The sequence below is a fragment of the Streptomyces sp. NPDC096012 genome, assembly GCF_040426375.1.
In the GTDB taxonomy this organism is placed as follows: domain Bacteria; phylum Actinomycetota; class Actinomycetes; order Streptomycetales; family Streptomycetaceae; genus Streptomyces.
Genome location: NZ_JBEOTD010000006.1, coordinates 1 through 17,649, shown reverse-complemented (window position 1 = coordinate 17,649; position 17,649 = coordinate 1). Strand labels below are relative to the sequence as shown.

Here is a 17,649-nt window from a genome sequence, read left to right as displayed (position 1 = left end):
TCAGAGCGGGGCGTCCGGTGAGGGTCCGGCGGCCGGGGGGAGCGGGGCTTCCGGCGGCGCCCCGGCGGTCCGCCGAGGCGTGGCGGTGGACGCGGGCCCGGCTGTCGGCGGGGAGTCGGCGCGGGGCGGCGTCGGGCGGGCTCCGGCGGCCGGTGCCGAGTGGGCGGGAGAGCCGGTGAGATGAGCGGCACCGTACGGATTCTGCGGCCGTCGGCGTGGCTGGCGGTGCTCACGCTGCTCGTGCTGACCGCCCTCGCGGCGCCGGTGGCCGCGGTGGACGGGCCGGCCGTGCGGCTGTCGGCGTCCCAGGCCGGCAGCGGCGGTTCGGTGACCGCCGACGGCACCGGATGGCGGCCGCACACGCTGCTGATGCTGCTGGTCTGCGGGCGGGCCACGCCGTCCCGGGGCGTCGTCGGAGGCACCAACTCCTGCGCCAACGGCGAGGGCAGGGCCGTGACCACCGACGCCCGGGGCGCCTTCAGCCGCGAACTCCCGGTCGCCGAACCGCCCGTACCCTGCCCCTGCGTGGTGCACGTGGCCACCGTCACGGGCGCCGAGGCGGAGGCGGACGCCGTCCTGCGGGTCGCCGGGCACCCGGTCGCCCCGCTGCCCGCCGTGCGCTCCGGCGGCCGGCTGGCGGTCCTGTCCGACGTCCGGCTGACCGGCTCCAGCGGGCCGCTCACCTGGTTCGGGGCCCCGCCCACCCGCACCCTCGTCCTCACCGTCGGCAACACCGGCACCGGCCCGGTCCGCGACCCGGTCTTCCAGGTCGGCACCGCGCACGGCGTCTTCGCCCCGCAGTGGGACGACCGGCAGTGGCACGGCACCCTCGCGCCGGGGAGAAAGGCACAGATCAAGCTCTCGGTCGAGCTGTCGGCCGGCGCCCACGGCGACTACGCCGTGACCCTGCGGTACGACGGCCGGACCCTCGCCGAGCAGCCGTGGGCCGTGGGCCGCCCCTGGGGCGTCACGCTGTTCTGGCTGCTGCTCTGCCTGGTCGTACCCGCGGCCCTGTTCCGCATCGGCATGGCCGTGGTGGACCGGGTACGACCCCGCCGAGCGGGCGGACCGCGCCGAACGGGCGGATCGGGCCGCACGGGCGGATCGGGCGGATCGGGCGGAGCCGGCGGAGCGGGCCGAACCGGCCACCGGCGCCTGCCCCGGCCCACCCTGCCCGGCCTGTCCCGGAGGGCCGCCCTTCCCGCCCTGTCCGCCCTGCCCCGCCTGTCCTGGGCCGCCCTGCGCCGGACGTACTCACGGGCCCCCAAGGCCCCGCACCCCACGAATCCGACGCCGAACCCGTCGCCCGACCCGGCGCAGGGCCCGGCGTCGCACCCCGCCCCGGCCCCCACAGCGCCCCTCCCGTGGTTCAGTCCGCACTCCGCTCCGGGCGGCCCGGCCGGCCGGCTCTCCGCACCGCACGACGACAGCCCGACGAGTCCTACGACTCCCATTCCGAAGGGACCCAAGTGAGCATGCGAAGGAGAGGCACACCGGCCGGGGCACACCGGCTGACCGCGGCCGGTGCCGCGCTGGTGCTGAGCGGTGCGGGCGTCCTGCTGGGCGTGGCGGCCGTGCCGGCGCAGGCGGCGCAGGTGTCGTACGCCACCCACTGCGTGCCGCCCGCGGGCATCGATCCCGTCGACGGCACCACGAAGGTCGAGATCACCGCCCCCGCCACGGCGAAGGTGGGGGACACGGTGGACATCGTGTGGAAGTTCACCGAGGCCGCCTCCAGGAACCCGGACATCATCGACCTGCCCGCGAACTCGGTCCAGCCGTCCGGCGTGCTCAAGGCGGCCGGTGCGCAGAGCGCCGACGTCACGCTGCGGGGGCCTCGGGAGAACCCGGCGATCCCCAAGGGCGGCGCCATGGTGCTCTCCGACATGAAGGGCACCCTGAAGCTGACCACGGCCGGCGAGGTGACGCTGACGCCGGACGCGTACACGGTCAACGCGATGTCCACGGACACCAGGTGCACGCCGAAGGAGGCCGTGCAGCAGGCGGCGACGATCCAGGTGACGGCGGGCGGCACCCCCGGCCCGACGCCCACCGGGTCGGCCACGCCCACCCGGTCCGCCACCCCCACCGGGTCCGCGACGCCGACCGCCACCGCGACCGGCGGCACGGGTCAGACCGACTTCACCGGTAAGGAGGTGCGGATCCCCTACGCCTGCAAGACCCCGATCGGCGACAAGAACGCGACCTCGCCGGTGCAGATCGACGCCAGGAAGAACGGCGGGAGCTACGACCTCACCGTGCGGTTCAAGAAGTCGGTCATGGACAGCCCCGCCGACATCCCCAAGGACTCCGTGAAACCGTCCATGGAGGTGGTGCTGGGCGGCGCCGACAAGGGCACGGTGCACGTGGCGGGCCCGGCGAACGCGGGCCCGATCAAGTCCGGTGACCCGATCGAGGTGCCCGACCTCACCGGCACCTACAAGCCCGGCGCGAGCGGCACCTCGACCCTGTCGCCGGGCGTCCTGACGGTGAAGGCGCTCGGTACGACCACGACGTGCACGCCGGTGAGGACGCAGATCTCGCTCACCCTGGACACCGCGCAGCAGCCCGGCGGCGCCGCCGGCGGCACATCGTCGTCCGGCGGCAGCGGCGGCGGCGGGAGTGCCGGCGGCGGGAGCGGCGACGGTGGCCTCGCCGAGACCGGCGCGAGCGACCACGGCGGACTGGAGGCCCTCGGCCTGGTCGCGGGCACCGCGATCCTGCTGGGCGGCGCGGTGTTCACGTTCCTGCCGGGGCGCAGGACCCGCTAGCGGCGGCCGCGTACGCACGCGAAGAGGCCACCGCGTCCGGTGACGCGGTGGCCTCCCACAGCCTCGGATCAGCTCAGTGGACGTCGCCCATCAGGGACTTCACGTTGCGGCGGTACATGTAGACCGCGACACCCGCGAGGGCGGCGAGGACCGCCTCCACCAGGACCGCGCCGGACCCGCTGAGGTCGACACCGGCGATGGCCGGGTTGGAGAGCAGGCTGGTGATGGAGTCGCCCGCGGTGACCGCGAGGAACCAGACACCCATCATCTGGCTGGCGTACTTGGCCGGAGCCATCTTGGTGGTCACCGACAGGCCGACCGGCGACAGGCACAGCTCGCCGACGGTCTGGATCAGGTAGATGCCCACCAGCCACATCGGGCTGACCTTCGTACCGTCGGACGCCACGCCCAGCGGCAGCAGGAAGAAGAAGAACGACACACCGATGAAGAACAGGGCGGCGGCGAACTTCGCGACCGTGCTCGGCTCCTTGCCCTTGCGGGCCAGCCACAGCCAGATCCAGGCGAAGACCGGCGCCAGCGCCATGATGAACACCGGGTTCAGCGACTGGTACCACGAGGACGGGAAGCCGAGGCCGAACAGCGAACCGGCGGCCTTGTTCTCGCCGAACGCCTGGACGGTGGAGCCGCCCTGGTCGTAGATCATCCAGAAGACGGCGGCGGCCACGAAGAACCAGATGTAGCCCGTCATCTTGGACTGCTCGACGTCCGAGAGGTCCTTGTCCCGCTTGATGCGCAGCAGCACGCCGGCCGGGATGACCAGACCGATCACGGTGAGCGGGATCATCGCCCAGTTCAGGGTGAAGTGGCCGGTGAGGCCGACGATGCCGTAGAAGACGGCCGCGACGGCCAGCCAGATCAGGCCCTTGCGCAGCCAGGTGGCGCGCTCCTCGGTGCCCAGCGGCTTCGGGACGTCGTTGCTCCGCGGGTTCAGGTGGCGGGTGCCGATCAGGAACGCGGCGAGACCGATGGCCATGCCGACCGCGGCGAGGCCGAAGCCGAGGTGCCAGTTGACCTCCTGGCCGACCGTGCCGATGACCAGCGGCGCGAAGAAGGCACCCATGTTGATGCCCATGTAGAAGATCGTGAAGCCACCGTCACGGCGCGGGTCGTCCGGGCCCTCGTACAGGTGGCCGACCATGGTGGAGATGTTGGCCTTCAGCAGACCCGAGCCGAGCGCCACCAGGCCGAGACCGGCGAAGAAGGGAGCCTGACCGCCGGGCACTGCCAGCACCAGGTGACCGGCCATGATCGTGACGGCCGCGATGGCGACGGTCTTGCGCGGGCCCCAGACCCGGTCGCCGAGCCAGCCGCCGGGCATGGCGAGGAGGTACACCATCGACATGTAGACCGAGTAGATCGCGGTCGTCGTGGCCAGGTCCATGCCGAGACCGCCGCCCATGCTGCCCTTTGTGGCGTCGGGGCCGCCGGAGAGCAGGTAGACGACGAGGAGGGCCCTCATGCCGTAGAAGCTGAAGCGCTCCCACATCTCGGTCATGAAGAGTGTGGCCAGTCCGCGGGGGTGGCCGAAGAAGGTCTTGTCGGAACCGGGGGTGCCCGGGCGGACCGAGTCCTTCGTCAGGCTGGACGCCATGGTCGTTCCTTGCTGGTCGGGACGCGCGCCTGGAGCGTTGCGCGCCCGGTGGGGGTGCGGCCGGCACCGGCAGGGTCGGCCGTCCACCCCTACGCCCAGGGGGAGTCCGCTCCGGATCGCGGAACGGCGGACGGCGACCACCGGGATCCACGCCCCGCGACGCTTCACTGCGTCCGGGGCCCGGCCAGAGGTCATTCCTTTCCAAGCTGGTCGATGACCAGCCGCACGCAAAAGAGACCTTCAACGTCAAGTGCCCGCCAAAGGTCCCCGGTGTGCTAGAGGCGCTGAGGTCACCATACGGCAGGACACTGCCGGATATGGAAGGACTTGAGACGCGGATCACAGGTGTCGGGGGAACCACAGGACCCGTTTCAAAGGTCCCCTCTACGATCGCATCTCCAAGTCGATGGTTCGTACCAGCAGGTCGTGAAGGTAAGAATCCCTGGAAGCGATCACGCCCCGGCGGTGCTCACGGGCGGTCTACCATCACCTCATGACCCGTGTACTGCTCGCCGAGGACGACGCGTCCATCTCGGAGCCGCTGGCCCGCGCCCTGCGCCGGGAAGGTTACGAGGTCGAGGTGCGCGAGGACGGACCCGCCGCGCTCGACGCCGGAATGCAGGGCGGCGTCGATCTGGTCGTGCTGGACCTGGGCCTGCCCGGCATGGACGGCCTGGAGGTCGCCCGCCGGCTGCGCGCCGACGGCCACACCGTGCCGATCCTCATCCTGACCGCGCGGGCCGACGAGGTGGACACCGTCGTCGGTCTGGACGCCGGCGCCGACGACTACGTCACCAAGCCCTTCCGGCTCGCCGAACTGCTCGCCCGGGTGCGGGCCCTGCTGCGGCGTGGCTCCGCCGAGCCGCAGCAGCAGCCGGCCACGCACGGCGTGCGGATCGACGTCGAGTCGCACCGGGCGTGGATGGGCGACGAGGAACTGCAGCTCACGGCCAAGGAGTTCGACCTGCTGCGGGTCCTCGTGCGGGACGCCGGCCGGGTCGTGACCCGGGACCAGCTGATGCGCGAGGTCTGGGACACCACCTGGTGGTCCTCGACCAAGACGCTGGACATGCACATCTCCTGGCTCCGCAAGAAGCTCGGGGACGACGCCGCCAACCCCCGGTACATCGCGACGGTGCGCGGCGTGGGCTTCCGCTTCGAGAAGAGCTGAGCCCCCCGGGGCCGGCTCGGGGTGAGAGAACATGCGCCGACGCCTCATTCAGTCCACCCTCGCCGTCGTCCTCGTGGTGATCGCCGTCTTCGGCCTGTCCCTGGTGATCGTCGAGACGCGGACCATCAGCAACAGCGCGCAGGAGCGGGTGGAGTCCGAGGCGGTGCGGCTGACCAGCATCGTGGACAGCCGGATCCTCGCCGCGGAGAACGTCAACGCGGACGTGCTGCGCAACCCGGTCAGCAAGGACCAGTACGTCCTGATCAACATGCCCGGCAGGGCGCCGATCGAGATCGGCAGCAAGCCGCAGGGCGATGTGATCCACTCCACGCAGCACGGCGAGGAGGGCGAGACGGTCACCGTGCAGGAGCCGCGCTCCGCGGTGACCCGCGAGGTCGGCCGGACCCTGCTGATCATCGCACTGGTCGCGCTGCTCGCGGTGGTCGCGGCCGTGCTGCTGGCCGTGCGGCAGGCCAACCGGCTCGCCTCTCCGCTGACCGACCTCGCCGAGACCGCCGAGCGCCTCGGCTCCGGCGACCCGCGCCCCCGGCACAAGCGCTACGGCGTCCCCGAGCTGGACCGGGTCGCCGATGTGCTGGACTCCTCCGCCGAGCGGATCGGGCGCATGCTGACCGCCGAGCGGCGCCTCGCGGCCGACGCCTCCCACCAGCTCCGTACGCCGCTGACCGCCCTGTCCATGCGGCTCGAGGAGATCACCCTCACCGACGACCCGGACACGGTGAAGGACGAGGCGACCATCGCGCTGACGCAGGTCGAGCGGCTGACGGACGTGGTGGAGCGGCTGCTGACGAACTCGCGCGACCCGCGCACCGGCTCCGCGGTCTCCTTCGACCTGGACGAGGTCATCCAGCAGCAGCTCGCCGAGTGGCGGCCCGCCTACCGCAGCGCCGGCCGGGCCGTCGTCAGCTCGGGCAAGCGGCATCTGCGGGCCGTCGGCACCCCGGGCGCGGTCGCCCAGGTGCTGGCCGCGCTGATCGAGAACTCGCTCATGCACGGCGGCGGGACCGTCGCCCTGCGCACCCGGGTCACCGGCAACCAGGCGGTGATCGAGGTCACCGACGAGGGCCCCGGCGTTCCGGCCGACCTCGGCGCGCGGATCTTCGAACGCACGATCAGCGGACGCAACTCCACGGGGATCGGCCTCGCCGTCGCCCGCGACCTGGCCGAGGCCGACGGCGGACGGCTGGAGCTGCTGCAGGCGCAGCCCCCGGTGTTCGGCCTGTTCCTCTCCCGCACGCCACCGTCCCGCAGAGCGGACGAGGAGCGGCCGACGGTCCGCTGACCGAGCGCACCCGGACGCCCGGGCCGCCTACGGGACGTGCTGCTTCGATGCCGTCCCGTCCGGCACGGGCCTGTTCGCCTCGGCGGCCAGGATCGACTCCGCCTCGCGGGCCGGCAGCGCCCGGAAGACCCAGCTGCGGTACGACCAGAAGCGGAACAGGGTCGCGACGCCGATGCCCACGAACTTGGCGACGTTGCTCTGCAGCGGGCTGTCCCAGCCGAAGCCGTAGGTCGCCAGGTACAGCAGCCCGTTCTCGATCACCAGGCCGATCGCGCTGAACAGCAGGAACAGCGTCAGTTCCCGGGTGCGGCCGCCCTTGTCCCGGTCGCGGTACGTCCAGTACCGGAAGCCGACGTAGTTGAACACGATCGCGACCACGGTCGCGATGATGCTGGCGCGCACCACCGGCAGGTCGGAGACGTGCCGGACCAGGTTGAACACACCGAGATTGACCAGGACGCCGGCGCCGCCGACGGCGCCGAACTTGGCGACCTCGCGTACGAGCCGTTGCAGCCCCGAGGAACGAGGTTCCATGGCTGTGCAGCTCCCGTCGGTAGGGTTCGTCAACCCGCCCACTCTATCCAGCCGCGCGCGCCGCCGCCCCCGGACCGGCTTACCGGCGGGAAACGGATCGGAAAGAGACGGGAAAGCAGTGGGTAAGAGGCCGTGGACGGTACGGGATCCGGCCGACCTCCGGGTGGCCGATACCCTAGGGGTGTGACGTTCCCGGTAGTCGGCATGGTCGGCGGGGGGCAGCTCGCGCGTATGACGCACGAAGCGGGCATCCCGTTGGGCATCAGGTTCAAGCTTCTCTGTGACACCCCTCAGGACTCCGCGGCCCAGGTGGTGAACGATGTCGTCGTCGGCGACTATCGCGATCTGGACACGCTGCGTGAGTTCGCGCGCGGTTGCGATGTGATCACTTTCGATCACGAACACGTACCCACCGAGCACCTCAGGGCCCTGGAGGCGGACGGCATCCCCGTCCGCCCGGGACCCGACGCACTGGTGCACGCCCAGGACAAGGGGGTGATGCGCGCCAGGCTCGACTCGATCGGCATCCCGTGCCCACGGCACCGGATCGTGGCCGATCCCGCCGACGTGGCCGCCTTCGCGGCCGAGGGCGACGGCTTCCCGGTCGTCCTGAAGACCGTCCGCGGCGGTTACGACGGCAAGGGCGTGTGGGTCGTGGACTCCGTGGAGGAGGCCGCCGAGCCGTTCCGGGCGGGCGTGCCCGTCCTCGCCGAGGAGAAGGTCGACTACGTCCGCGAGCTGGCCGCCAACGTCGTACGCTCCCCGCACGGCCAGGCCGTCGCCTACCCGGTGGTGGAGTCGCGGCAGGTGGGCGGCGTCTGCGACACCGTCATCGCCCCCGCCCCCGGCCTGGACGCCGGCCTCGCGGTCGCGGCCGAGGAGATGGCCCTGACCATCGCCAAGGAACTCGGCGTCGTCGGCCACCTCGCGGTGGAGCTGTTCCAGACCCGCGACGGCCGCATCCTCGTCAACGAACTGGCGATGCGACCGCACAACTCGGGCCACTGGAGCATGGACGGCGCGATCACCTCCCAGTTCGCCAACCACGTCCGCGCGGTCCTCGACCTCCCGCTCGGCGACCCGCGCCCGCGCGCCCGGTGGACCGTCATGGTCAACGTCCTCGGCGGCGACTACCCGGACATGTACTCCGCGTACTTGCACTGCATGGCCCGCGACCCCAAGCTCAAGATCCACATGTACGGCAAGGACGTGAAGCCCGGACGCAAGGTCGGCCACGTCAACACCTACGGCGACGACCTCGACGACGTGCTGGAGCGCGCCCGTCACGCAGCCGGCTACCTGAGAGGGACGATCACCGAATGAGCCCGGTCGTAGGCATTGTCATGGGGTCGGACTCCGACTGGCCCGTCATGGAGGCCGCCGCCAAGGCCCTGGACGAGTTCGAGATCGCCTACGAGGTCGATGTCGTCTCCGCGCACCGCATGCCCCGCGAGATGATCACCTACGGCGAGCAGGCCGCCGGGCGCGGTCTGAAGGCGATCATCGCCGGTGCGGGCGGCGCCGCCCACCTGCCGGGCATGCTCGCCTCCGTGACCCCGCTGCCCGTCATCGGCGTCCCGGTCCCGCTGAAGTACCTGGACGGCATGGACTCCCTGCTGTCGATCGTGCAGATGCCGGCCGGTGTCCCGGTCGCCACGGTCTCGGTCGCCGGCGCCCGCAACGCCGGACTGCTGGCGGCCCGTATGCTCGCCGCGCACGACGAGGAGCTGCTCCAGCGGATGCGTGACTTCCAGCAGGAACTCAACGACCAGGCCACCGAGAAGGGCAAACGGCTGCGCTCCAAGGTCGAGGCCGCCGGCGGCTTCGGCTTCGGGAAGTGACGCGGATGACCTCTCCGGCCTCGCAGGACGCCGTGCGCGCCCTGCTGCGCGAGTTCCCCGTCGTCGACGGCCACAACGACCTCCCGTGGGCGCTGCGCCACCAGGTCCGCTACGACCTCGACGCCCGCGACCTCACCGAACGCCAGGACGCCCACCTGCACACCGACATCCCGCGGCTGCGCGCGGGCGGGGTCGGGGCGCAGTACTGGTCGGTGTACGTGCGCTCGGACCTGCCGGACGCGGTGCCGGCCACGCTGGAGCAGATCGACTGCGTACGGCAGCTGATCGAGCGGCACCCCGGTGAGCTGCGGGCCGCGCTGACGGCCGCCGACATGGAGGCGGCGCGCCGCGAGGGCCGTATCGCCTCCCTGATGGGCGCCGAGGGCGGCCACTCCATCGCCAACTCCCTCGGCACGCTGCGCGGCCTGCACGCGCTCGGCGTGCGCTACCTGACGCTCACCCACAACGACAACGTGGACTGGGCGGACTCCGCGACCGACGAGCCGGTCGTGGGCGGCCTGTCCGCCTTCGGCCGCACGGTCGTGGCGGAGATGAACCGGATCGGCATGCTCGTCGACCTCTCGCACGTGGCGGCGACGACGATGCGGGACGCGCTGGACGCCACGTCCGCGCCGGTGATCTTCTCGCACTCCTCCGCGCGGGCGGTGTGCGACCACCCCCGCAACATCCCCGACGACGTCCTGGAGCGCCTGCCCGCCAACGGCGGCATGGCGATGGTGACGTTCGTGCCGAAGTTCGTGCTCCAGGCCGCCGTGGACTGGACGCTCGAGGCCGACGAGAACATGCGCGCGCACGGCCTGCACCACCTGGACACCAGCCCGGAGGCGATGAAGATCCACCGTGCCTTCGAGGAGCGCAACCCGCGCCCGGTCGCCACGGTGCCCGACGTCGCCGACCACCTGGACCACATGCGCGAGGTGGCCGGCATCGACCACCTGGGCATCGGCGGCGACTACGACGGCACCGCGTTCACCCCGGACGGCCTGGACGACGTCTCCGGCTACCCGAACCTGCTGGCCGAGCTGCTGGACCGCGGCTGGTCCACGGCCGACCTGGCCAAGCTGACCTGGCAGAACGCGGTACGGGTGCTGGGCGCGGCGGAGGACGTGGCCCGGGACCTCCAGGCCACGCGTCCGGCGTCCAACGCCACCATCGAGTCGCTCGACGGCGCCTCCGCCTGATCCCGCGGGGCGGGGTGGTCGGCGCGGCCGTCCGCCCCGCCCGCGCACATCAGGTACCGGTCCCGGGCGGGACCCCGGACGAGGTCATCCGAACGGTCCCCGGGACCTCACCGGCACCCGAACGCCCCAGTCACCAGGAAGTCTCCCGGCCCTCCGTGCGACCGTGGCGATACGCCAGCCGCAGCACGACGTAGCTCACGACCGACGTAGCCCCCGACGTACGGAGCCCGCCCATGGCCGACCTCCAGGACGACATCCACACCACGACCGAGGTCGGCGAGGACGACGGCCTGCCGGAGCGCCTGTTCCACGAGGAGCCGTACCCGGCCGGTGAGGAGAACCTGTCCCGGGCCCACACCCTGCTCGCCGCCCACCCGGTCGCCGACGGCTACAGCGGCCTGCCGTGGGCCCTGCGCCACCTGCCCTTCTACGACCTGGAACTGGGCGAGGCGGCCGTCGACACGGACGTGCCCCGGCTGCGCGAGGGGCATGTGGCCGCGCTGTTCTGGTCCCTGCACCTTCCCGAGGGACCCGGCGGCGACCGCGCGGTGGCCGCCACCCTGGAACAGCTCGACCAGGTGCGCACGGTCGTCGAGGCGCACCCCGAGGGCCTGCGCCTGGTGCGCACCGCCGGGCAGATCATCGACGCCCGCAACCGCGGCCGGGTCGCCGTCGTCCTCGGCCCCGCGCACGGGGCGGCGATCGACGACTCCCTCGCCATCCTGCGCATCCTGCACGCCCTCGGGCTGCGCGTGCTCACCCTCTCCGGCACCGCCTGGGCGGGCGAGACGGGGCTGACCCGGTTCGGCGAGGAGGTCGTCCGGGAGATGAACCGGCTCGGCGTCGTCGCCGACGTCTCCGGCGCCTGCGCCGCCACCGTCGAGCGGACCGTCGCCCTCTCCAGGACGCCGGTGCTGTGCACCCGGTCCGCCGCCCGGAGCCTGCGCCCGCACCCGGCCAACCTGCCCGACGACCTGCTCGCCGCGCTGGGCGGGGCCAAGGGCCTGTGCATGGTGCCGCTGACCGCCGAACAGACCGGCCCGACCGTCCGGGACGTCGCCGACCACCTCGACCACGTCCGCGACGTGGCCGGCCCGGAGTGCGTCGGCCTGTCCGGCACCTACGACTCCGGCGCCGTCCACCCCCGCGACCTCGCCGACGCCTCCCGCTACCCCCACCTCGTCGCCGAACTGCTCAGGCGCGGCTGGAACGAGACCGAGCTGGCCCTGCTGACCTGGGGAAACGTGCAGCGCGTGCTGCGCACCGCGGACTTCACGGCCCGCGCCGCACAGCACCGCAGGGACGCGTCGACGGCACGCATCACCGACCTGGACGCCTGAGACCTGGACCCAGCCGACGTGGACGGTCGGGCCGGCCCGGAGGACTGAGTGGGCGAGCCGGGCCCGGACGGCTGAGCCGAGCCGACGGGGACGGCGAGCCTGCCTGGACGACCGACCGACCGACCGGCCGACCGGGCCGGTCGGGAGGGCTGAGTCGAGCCGTGCGCCGAGCCGACGTGGACGGTCGGGCCGGCCCGGACGGCCGAGTCAGGGCCGTGACGACGGCCGAGCCAGGGCGGCCGGGGTGCCGGAGCGCCCCGGCGGCCGTTCCCGAACGGGCGTCAGGGCTTCTCGATCCGGCACAGGCAGAACGGGTGCCCGGCCGGGTCGGCGTAGACCTGGAAGTCCTTCTGCTCGCGGTCCTCGAGATCCAGCGGGCGGGCTCCCAGCGCCAGCACCCGCTCGTGCGCGGCGTCCAGCTCCTCCCAGGTCGGGCCCGCGTCGAAGTCGAGGTGGAACTGCTGGCCGTTGCTGTCCGCCCGCGGCCACTCCGGCGGGGCGTACCCCTCGGCCCGCTGGAAAGCGAGCCGCGGGCCGTCCGGGACCTGCAGGACCACCCAGTCGTCGTCCGCGGCCTGCGGGCGGCCCCCGGCCACCGCCGCGTAGAACTCGGCCAGCGCGTACGGATCGGGACAGTCGAGCACGACGGAACGGAAACGGACGACGGACGCCATGTGTCCTCCTTCTCTCTTCGCTTCTCTCGCGTCTTCCTTCTTCGGCAGGCGCACAGACAGTCAGCAGGCGCACAGACAGAACGGGTGCCCAGCGGGATCGGCGTAGACGCGGAAGGTGCGCGAGCGGTCCTCCGCGTCCAGCGGCTTCGCGCCCAGCGACAGCACCCCCTTCTCGGCCGTGTCCAGGTCCTCCACGACCACGTCCAGGTGGAACTGCTGGGAGCGGTCGGCCGCGGGCCACCGCGGCGGCACGAACCCGGGCGCCCGCTGGAAGGCCAGCGTGGGGCCGCCGGGCACCTTCAGGTCGACCCACGTACCGTCCTCGGGGTCCTCCTCCACCGAGCCGCCCAGCACACCGGCGTAGAAGTCGGCCAGTGCGCGGGGGTCGGGACAGTCCAGGACCACGGCGCCGAGCTTGGCGAGAGCCATGACTACCTCCTCGGGTTACCTGTGAAGGCAGGCAACCGGTAACGGTTACTGCATGCTCCCGCAGAAGGGGTAACGTCGCAAGCATGAGCGAGAGATCGGCCGCTCCGGGCGGCCTGGCCCTGGTCGAGTCACTGGTGAACACGCTCGACATCGAGACGGGCGCCGACTCGCTGGACACCCCGGAGGGCCGCGGCCGGCTCGGGGTCACGGAGGCCGGCCTGGCCGACGCCCGGGAGCTGCGCGAGTCGCTGCGGGCCGCGCTGCTCGCCCACGCGGGCCACCCGCCGCACCGCGCGGTGGCCCCGCTGGGAACCCTGCTGGCCCGGGCCCCGCTGTACGTCGCCGTGGACGACCACGACGGCTCGGCCCGCCTCGCCCCGGCCGACGAGAGCACCCTCGCCTCCCGGGTCGCCGCCGCGGTCGCCGAGGCGCTCGTGGCCGGCACCTGGACCCGGCTCAAGGCGTGCGAGGCCGCGACCTGCCACTGGGCGTACTACGACCGCAGCCCCGCCGGACGCGGTCGCTGGTGCTCGATGCAGGTGTGCGGCGCACGCGCGAAGATGCGCCGGTACCGGGCCAAGGAGTCGTGAACCACCGGGGTTCACGGGCCACGTATGTGTCCCATGGTGCAGAATGCGGAAAGACGCCGGTTCGGCCGACTGAGCCTCGGCCGAACCGGCGTCGCCGTCCGCACTCCGCGGGCCTCCCCGCTCGCCTCTGCCGCGGCTACGCGGTGGGGCGGCCCATCGCCCGGTAGGTCCAGCCCGCGCGCCGCCACAGCTCCGGGTCGAGGGCGTTGCGCCCGTCCAGGATCACCCGGGCCGCCGCGACCTCGCCGAGCGCCGCCGGGTCCAGCTCGCGGAACTCCCGCCACTCGGTCAGGTGCAGCACGATGTCCGCGCTCCGCACCGCCTCCCGGGCGGAATCGGCGTAGCCCAGCGTCGGGAAGACCTTGCGGGCGTTGGCCATGCCCTTCGGGTCGTACACCGTCACCTGGCCGCCCTGGAGGTGGATCTGCCCGGCCACGTTCAGCGCGGGCGAGTCGCGGACGTCGTCCGAGTCGGGCTTGAAGGTGGCGCCGAGCACCGCGACCCGCTTGCCGAGGAAGGACCCGCCGCCGAGCGCCTCGCGGGCCATCTCGACCATCTGGCCGCGCCGGCGCATGTTGACGGAGTCGATCTCCCGCAGGAAGGTCAGCGCCTGGTCCGCGCCCAGCTCGCCCGCCCGGGCCATGAACGCCCGGATGTCCTTGGGCAGACAGCCGCCGCCGAAACCGATCCCCGCGCGCAGGAACTTGCTGCCGATCCGGTCGTCGTGCCCGATGGCCTCCGCCAGCTTCGCCACGTCACCGCCCCCGGCCTCGCACACCTCCGCCATCGCGTTGATGAAGGAGATCTTGGTCGCGAGGAAGGAGTTCGCCGCCGTCTTCACCAGCTCCGCGGTGGGGAAGTCGGTCACCACGAACGGAGTGCCCTCGCCGAGCGGAGTGGCGTACACCTCGCGCAGCAGCTTCTCCGCCCGCTCGCTGCGCACCCCGGCCACGATCCGGTCCGGGTGCAGGGTGTCCTGGACGGCGAAGCCCTCGCGCAGGAACTCCGGGTTCCAGGCCAGTTCGGCGTCCCCGCCCGCCGGCGCGTGCTCGGCGAGGTAGGCGGCCAGCCGGTCGGCCGAGCCCACCGGCACCGTCGACTTGCCGACCACCAGGGCCGGTCCGCGCAGATGCGGCGCGAGCGAGGCGACGGCGGAGTCGACGTACGACATGTCGCACGCGTACTCGCCGTGCTTCTGCGGGGTGTTCACGCACACGAAGTGCACGTCGCCGAAGGCCCCGACCTCCGCCCAGTCCGTGGTGAACCGCAGCCGGCCCGAGGACCCCTCGAAACCGGCCACGTGCCGGCGCAGCAGCTCCTCGAGCCCCGGCTCGAACATCGGCGTCTCGCCGCGCTCCAGCATGGCGATCTTCTCGGGTACGACGTCCAGCCCCAGCACCTCGAAGCCCAGCTCGGCCATGGCCGCGGCGTGCGTGGCGCCGAGGTAGCCGGTGCCGATCACGGTGATCTTCAGGCTCATGGGTGTGCTCCAGCTCGGGGACCTGTTCGGTGCGGTGCCCGAGCATAGCCGGGCCCTTCGGCGGGCAATTTCCCCGCTGTCGCCAAGCTCACGTAGGCGTGCCCACGACAGGCCTCTAAGATTTGAGTTACTTAACGGTAATTAGCGTCAGTATCACTGCGTCTTTGGAGCGTGAGAGACCGTGGCCGGAACGGCTGACTTCGACCTGTACCGCCCGTCCGAGGAGCACGACATGCTCCGCGACGCCGTCCGCTCACTGGTCGAGGCGAAGATCGCGCCGTACGCCGCCGCCGTGGACGAGGAGGCCCGCTTCCCGCAGGAGGCCCTCGATGCGCTGGTCGCCGGCGACCTGCACGCCGTGCACGTGCCCGAGGAGTTCGGCGGCGCCGGCGCGGACGCGCTCGCCACGGTCATCGTGATCGAGGAGGTGGCCCGCGCCTGCGTCTCCTCCTCCCTGATCCCGGCCGTGAACAAGCTCGGCTCGCTCCCCGTGATCCTCTCCGGCTCAGCGGACCTGAAGAAGAAGTACCTGACCCCGCTGGCCAAGGGCGACGCGATGTTCTCGTACTGCCTCTCCGAGCCGGACGCCGGCTCGGACGCGGCCGGCATGAAGACCAAGGCGGTCCGCGACGGCGACCACTGGATCCTCAACGGCGTGAAGCGCTGGATCACGAACGCGGGTGTCAGCGACTACTACACGGTGATGGCCGTGACCGACCCGTCGAAGCGCTCGAAGGGCATCTCCGCCTTCGTCGTCGAGAAGTCCGACGCGGGTGTCTCCTTCGGCGCCCCGGAGAAGAAGCTCGGCATCAAGGGCTCCCCGACCCGCGAGGTCTACTTCGACAACGTCCGCATCCCCGCCGACCGCATGATCGGCGAGGAGGGCACCGGCTTCGCCACCGCGATGAAGACGCTGGACCACACCCGCATCACCATCGCCGCCCAGGCGCTCGGTGTGGCCCAGGGCGCCCTCGACTACGCCAAGGGCTACGTCCAGGAGCGCAAGCAGTTCGGCAAGCCGATCGCCGACTTCCAGGGCATCCAGTTCATGCTCGCCGACATGGCCATGAAGATCGCCGCCGCCCGCGCCCTGACCTACCAGGCCGCCGCGGCCTCCGAGCGCGGCGACGCCGACCTCACCTTCCAGGGCGCGGCCGCCAAGTGCTTCGCTTCGGACGTCGCGATGGAGGTCACCACGGACGCCGTCCAGCTCCTCGGCGGCTACGGCTACACCCGCGACTACCCGGTCGAGCGCATGATGCGCGACGCCAAGATCACCCAGATTTACGAGGGCACGAACCAGGTTCAGCGGATCGTGATGGCAAGGAACCTTCCCTAGCAGGGTTTTTGCAGGTCGGAAGCTGTTTAGAAGGTCCGGAGGGACACCTCGGCTTTCTGGCCGTTGCGGCCCGGTCAGGGCCGTTCCTGGGCGTCATGCCGGGGGAACACCGGGCGGATGCCGGACTGAAAACAGCCATTGACCTGCACAAACAGCACAGCCCCCGGCATGACGCCGGGGGCTGTCGTCGTACGCGTATCAGGCGACCTCTGACGCCTCCGTCGGGTCGTCGGCGCCGCGCGTCAACATCGTCGCGATGGCACACGCCGGTTCTCGTTTGTACTGGAGGAGTCCGTGTTGCGCTACCGGCTGTGCAGCGCAGAGACGATGGCAGCGCAGCTTGGTCATCTGCTCGGGGTCATGGATCTCCAGAACATTGCCGTCGGGATCGTCCCGTTCTCGGCGCAGCGGACTATGTGGCCGATGCCAACCTTCACGATCTTCGACGACACCAGGGTGCACGCGGACACGCTGGATGCTGCTGCCACCCTCCCGCAGCCCAGCCAGGTCGAGTTGTACGCCCGAGCCTTCGACCGGCTCTCGCAGGTGGCCGCGAGGGGAGCAGCGGCACGTTCCCTGATAGCGGATGCGGTGGCCTCCTTCACGTGACAAGCGATATCGGTGCACCCCTCGGTAGTGATCATGGGGAAATGCTGAGGGAGTACCTCTTCCCGCGTTGCCCCCCGGCACGCGGGCTCCCGCCGGCGTGCGGGGTGGCGGTCCCGGACGTAGGACGGAAGCACACGGGATCCGCTCCCGGGTCCCCCCCTCCTAGGAGGAGCCATGACCCAGTCCCCGGCGATGCCCGCGCTCACCCCGCAGATGCAGGACTGCATCGCGGCGTGCATGAACTGCCACAGCATGTGCGAGGAGACCATGAGCCTCTGCATGCAGAAGGGCGGCCCGCAGCAGATGCAGGTCATGCGCGCGCTCATGGACTGCTCCGAGACGACCCGCCTGTGCGCCGACATGATGATGCGGCGCTCGCCGGTGTCCACGGACATGTGCGCGCTCTGCGCGAAGGTCTGCGACATGTGCGCCGAGGCGTGTATGTCCATGCCGGACGACCAGCAGATGACGCGCTGTGCCGAAGCGGCCCGCCGCTGCGCCGACACCTGCCGGACGATGGCGGGCGCCACCACGTGAGCCGAACCCGCCCTGCCGCGGACGCCGCCTTCGTGCCCGCCGGCGGCACGGGGGAGGGGCGGCGGCCCTTCCCCCCGCGGCGTTGCCGGGCCGGGCGGTCGGGCCGGACGGCGGCGGCTAGTTGTACTCGGCCAAGAGGTTGGTGACTCGCGTCGGTAGTTGATCAAGAGGAGACCTCCGGGCGTAGTGGAGATGCCTGTCTTCACGACAACCGGAG

The 17,649-nt window shown here is 71.9% G+C and carries 16 protein-coding genes and 1 pseudogene; 12 read left to right on the top strand and 5 right to left on the bottom strand.

Annotation, left to right across the window (positions count from 1 at the left end; translation table 11 throughout):
- Nucleotides 1-180: 180 nt before the first annotated feature.
- On the top strand, nt 181-1,473 hold the full coding sequence (locus ABVB68_RS08550; RefSeq protein WP_353600292.1) for a hypothetical protein: 1,293 nt from the start codon (nt 181-183) through the stop codon (nt 1,471-1,473).
- 2 nt (nt 1,474-1,475) lie between these two features.
- Nucleotides 1,476-2,771 carry a hypothetical protein gene (locus ABVB68_RS08545; protein WP_353600291.1) on the top strand — a complete coding sequence of 432 codons (1,296 nt, stop codon included), beginning with the start codon at nt 1,476-1,478 and terminating at the stop codon, nt 2,769-2,771.
- A gap of 73 nt (nt 2,772-2,844) precedes the next feature.
- Here the strand turns inward: ABVB68_RS08545 and ABVB68_RS08540 are convergent, their stop codons facing one another.
- A complete protein-coding gene (locus ABVB68_RS08540) occupies nt 2,845-4,383 on the bottom strand; it encodes a peptide MFS transporter (protein ID WP_353600290.1) in 1,539 nt (512 codons plus the stop codon).
- Between the two features lie 493 nt (nt 4,384-4,876).
- On the opposite strand from ABVB68_RS08540, the gene ABVB68_RS08535 reads away from it, so the two are divergent.
- Together ABVB68_RS08535 and ABVB68_RS08530 are read left to right on the top strand one after the other, a co-directional pair.
- Nucleotides 4,877-5,554 carry a response regulator transcription factor gene (locus tag ABVB68_RS08535; protein WP_353600289.1) on the top strand — a complete coding sequence of 226 codons (678 nt, stop codon included), beginning with the start codon at nt 4,877-4,879 and terminating at the stop codon, nt 5,552-5,554.
- A 31-nt stretch (nt 5,555-5,585) separates the two neighbouring features.
- On the top strand, nt 5,586-6,857 hold the full coding sequence (locus tag ABVB68_RS08530; protein ID WP_353600288.1) for a sensor histidine kinase: 1,272 nt from the start codon (nt 5,586-5,588) through the stop codon (nt 6,855-6,857).
- A 27-nt stretch (nt 6,858-6,884) separates the two neighbouring features.
- Here ABVB68_RS08530 and ABVB68_RS08525 read toward each other — a convergent pair whose 3' ends face one another.
- Nucleotides 6,885-7,391 (bottom strand): GtrA family protein, encoded by a 507-nt coding sequence (locus tag ABVB68_RS08525; RefSeq protein WP_353600287.1) that lies wholly within the window; start codon nt 7,389-7,391, stop codon nt 6,885-6,887.
- A 183-nt stretch (nt 7,392-7,574) separates the two neighbouring features.
- Here ABVB68_RS08525 and ABVB68_RS08520 point away from each other — a divergent pair, with 183 nt between their 5' ends.
- The 4 genes from ABVB68_RS08520 (at nt 7,575) to ABVB68_RS08505 (ending at nt 11,774) form a co-directional block, all read left to right on the top strand.
- Complete coding sequence (locus tag ABVB68_RS08520) at nt 7,575-8,714, top strand: 5-(carboxyamino)imidazole ribonucleotide synthase (protein WP_353600286.1); 1,140 nt, start codon at nt 7,575-7,577, stop codon at nt 8,712-8,714.
- Entirely contained in the window at nt 8,711-9,232 is a 522-nt protein-coding gene (gene purE, locus ABVB68_RS08515) for a 5-(carboxyamino)imidazole ribonucleotide mutase (protein ID WP_353600285.1), read from the top strand. Before ABVB68_RS08520 ends, purE begins: the two co-directional genes overlap by 4 nt.
- Nucleotides 9,233-9,237: 5 nt before the next feature.
- Nucleotides 9,238-10,434, top strand: a complete 1,197-nt coding sequence (locus ABVB68_RS08510) for a dipeptidase (RefSeq protein WP_353600284.1) — start codon at nt 9,238-9,240, stop codon at nt 10,432-10,434.
- 233 nt (nt 10,435-10,667) lie between these two features.
- Nucleotides 10,668-11,774: a dipeptidase gene (locus tag ABVB68_RS08505; protein ID WP_353600283.1), complete on the top strand. Its 1,107-nt coding sequence runs from the start codon at nt 10,668-10,670 to the stop codon at nt 11,772-11,774.
- A 281-nt stretch (nt 11,775-12,055) separates the two neighbouring features.
- On the opposite strand, the gene ABVB68_RS08500 is transcribed toward ABVB68_RS08505, so the two are convergent.
- Nucleotides 12,056-12,448: a VOC family protein gene (locus ABVB68_RS08500; RefSeq protein WP_353600282.1), complete on the bottom strand. Its 393-nt coding sequence runs from the start codon at nt 12,446-12,448 to the stop codon at nt 12,056-12,058.
- A gap of 60 nt (nt 12,449-12,508) precedes the next feature.
- A complete protein-coding gene (locus tag ABVB68_RS08495; protein WP_353600281.1) occupies nt 12,509-12,877 on the bottom strand; it encodes a VOC family protein in 369 nt (122 codons plus the stop codon).
- An 83-nt stretch (nt 12,878-12,960) separates the two neighbouring features.
- On the opposite strand from ABVB68_RS08495, the gene ABVB68_RS08490 reads away from it, so the two are divergent.
- Nucleotides 12,961-13,467, top strand: a complete 507-nt coding sequence (locus ABVB68_RS08490; RefSeq protein WP_353600280.1) for a CGNR zinc finger domain-containing protein — start codon at nt 12,961-12,963, stop codon at nt 13,465-13,467.
- 136 nt (nt 13,468-13,603) lie between these two features.
- Here the strand turns inward: ABVB68_RS08490 and ABVB68_RS08485 are convergent, their stop codons facing one another.
- Nucleotides 13,604-14,947 (bottom strand): UDP-glucose dehydrogenase family protein, encoded by a 1,344-nt coding sequence (locus ABVB68_RS08485; protein WP_353600279.1) that lies wholly within the window; start codon nt 14,945-14,947, stop codon nt 13,604-13,606.
- 181 nt (nt 14,948-15,128) lie between these two features.
- Here ABVB68_RS08485 and ABVB68_RS08480 point away from each other — a divergent pair, with 181 nt between their 5' ends.
- From ABVB68_RS08480 to ABVB68_RS08470, 3 genes and pseudogenes are all read left to right on the top strand, one after another.
- A complete protein-coding gene (locus tag ABVB68_RS08480) occupies nt 15,129-16,286 on the top strand; it encodes an acyl-CoA dehydrogenase family protein (protein ID WP_353600278.1) in 1,158 nt (385 codons plus the stop codon).
- A gap of 234 nt (nt 16,287-16,520) precedes the next feature.
- A pseudogene (locus ABVB68_RS08475) lies at nt 16,521-16,895 on the top strand (Scr1 family TA system antitoxin-like transcriptional regulator); the annotation flags it as partial.
- A gap of 174 nt (nt 16,896-17,069) precedes the next feature.
- Nucleotides 17,070-17,432, top strand: coding sequence for a four-helix bundle copper-binding protein (locus ABVB68_RS08470; protein WP_353600277.1), 363 nt, complete (start codon nt 17,070-17,072; stop codon nt 17,430-17,432).
- Nucleotides 17,433-17,649 lie beyond the last annotated feature (217 nt).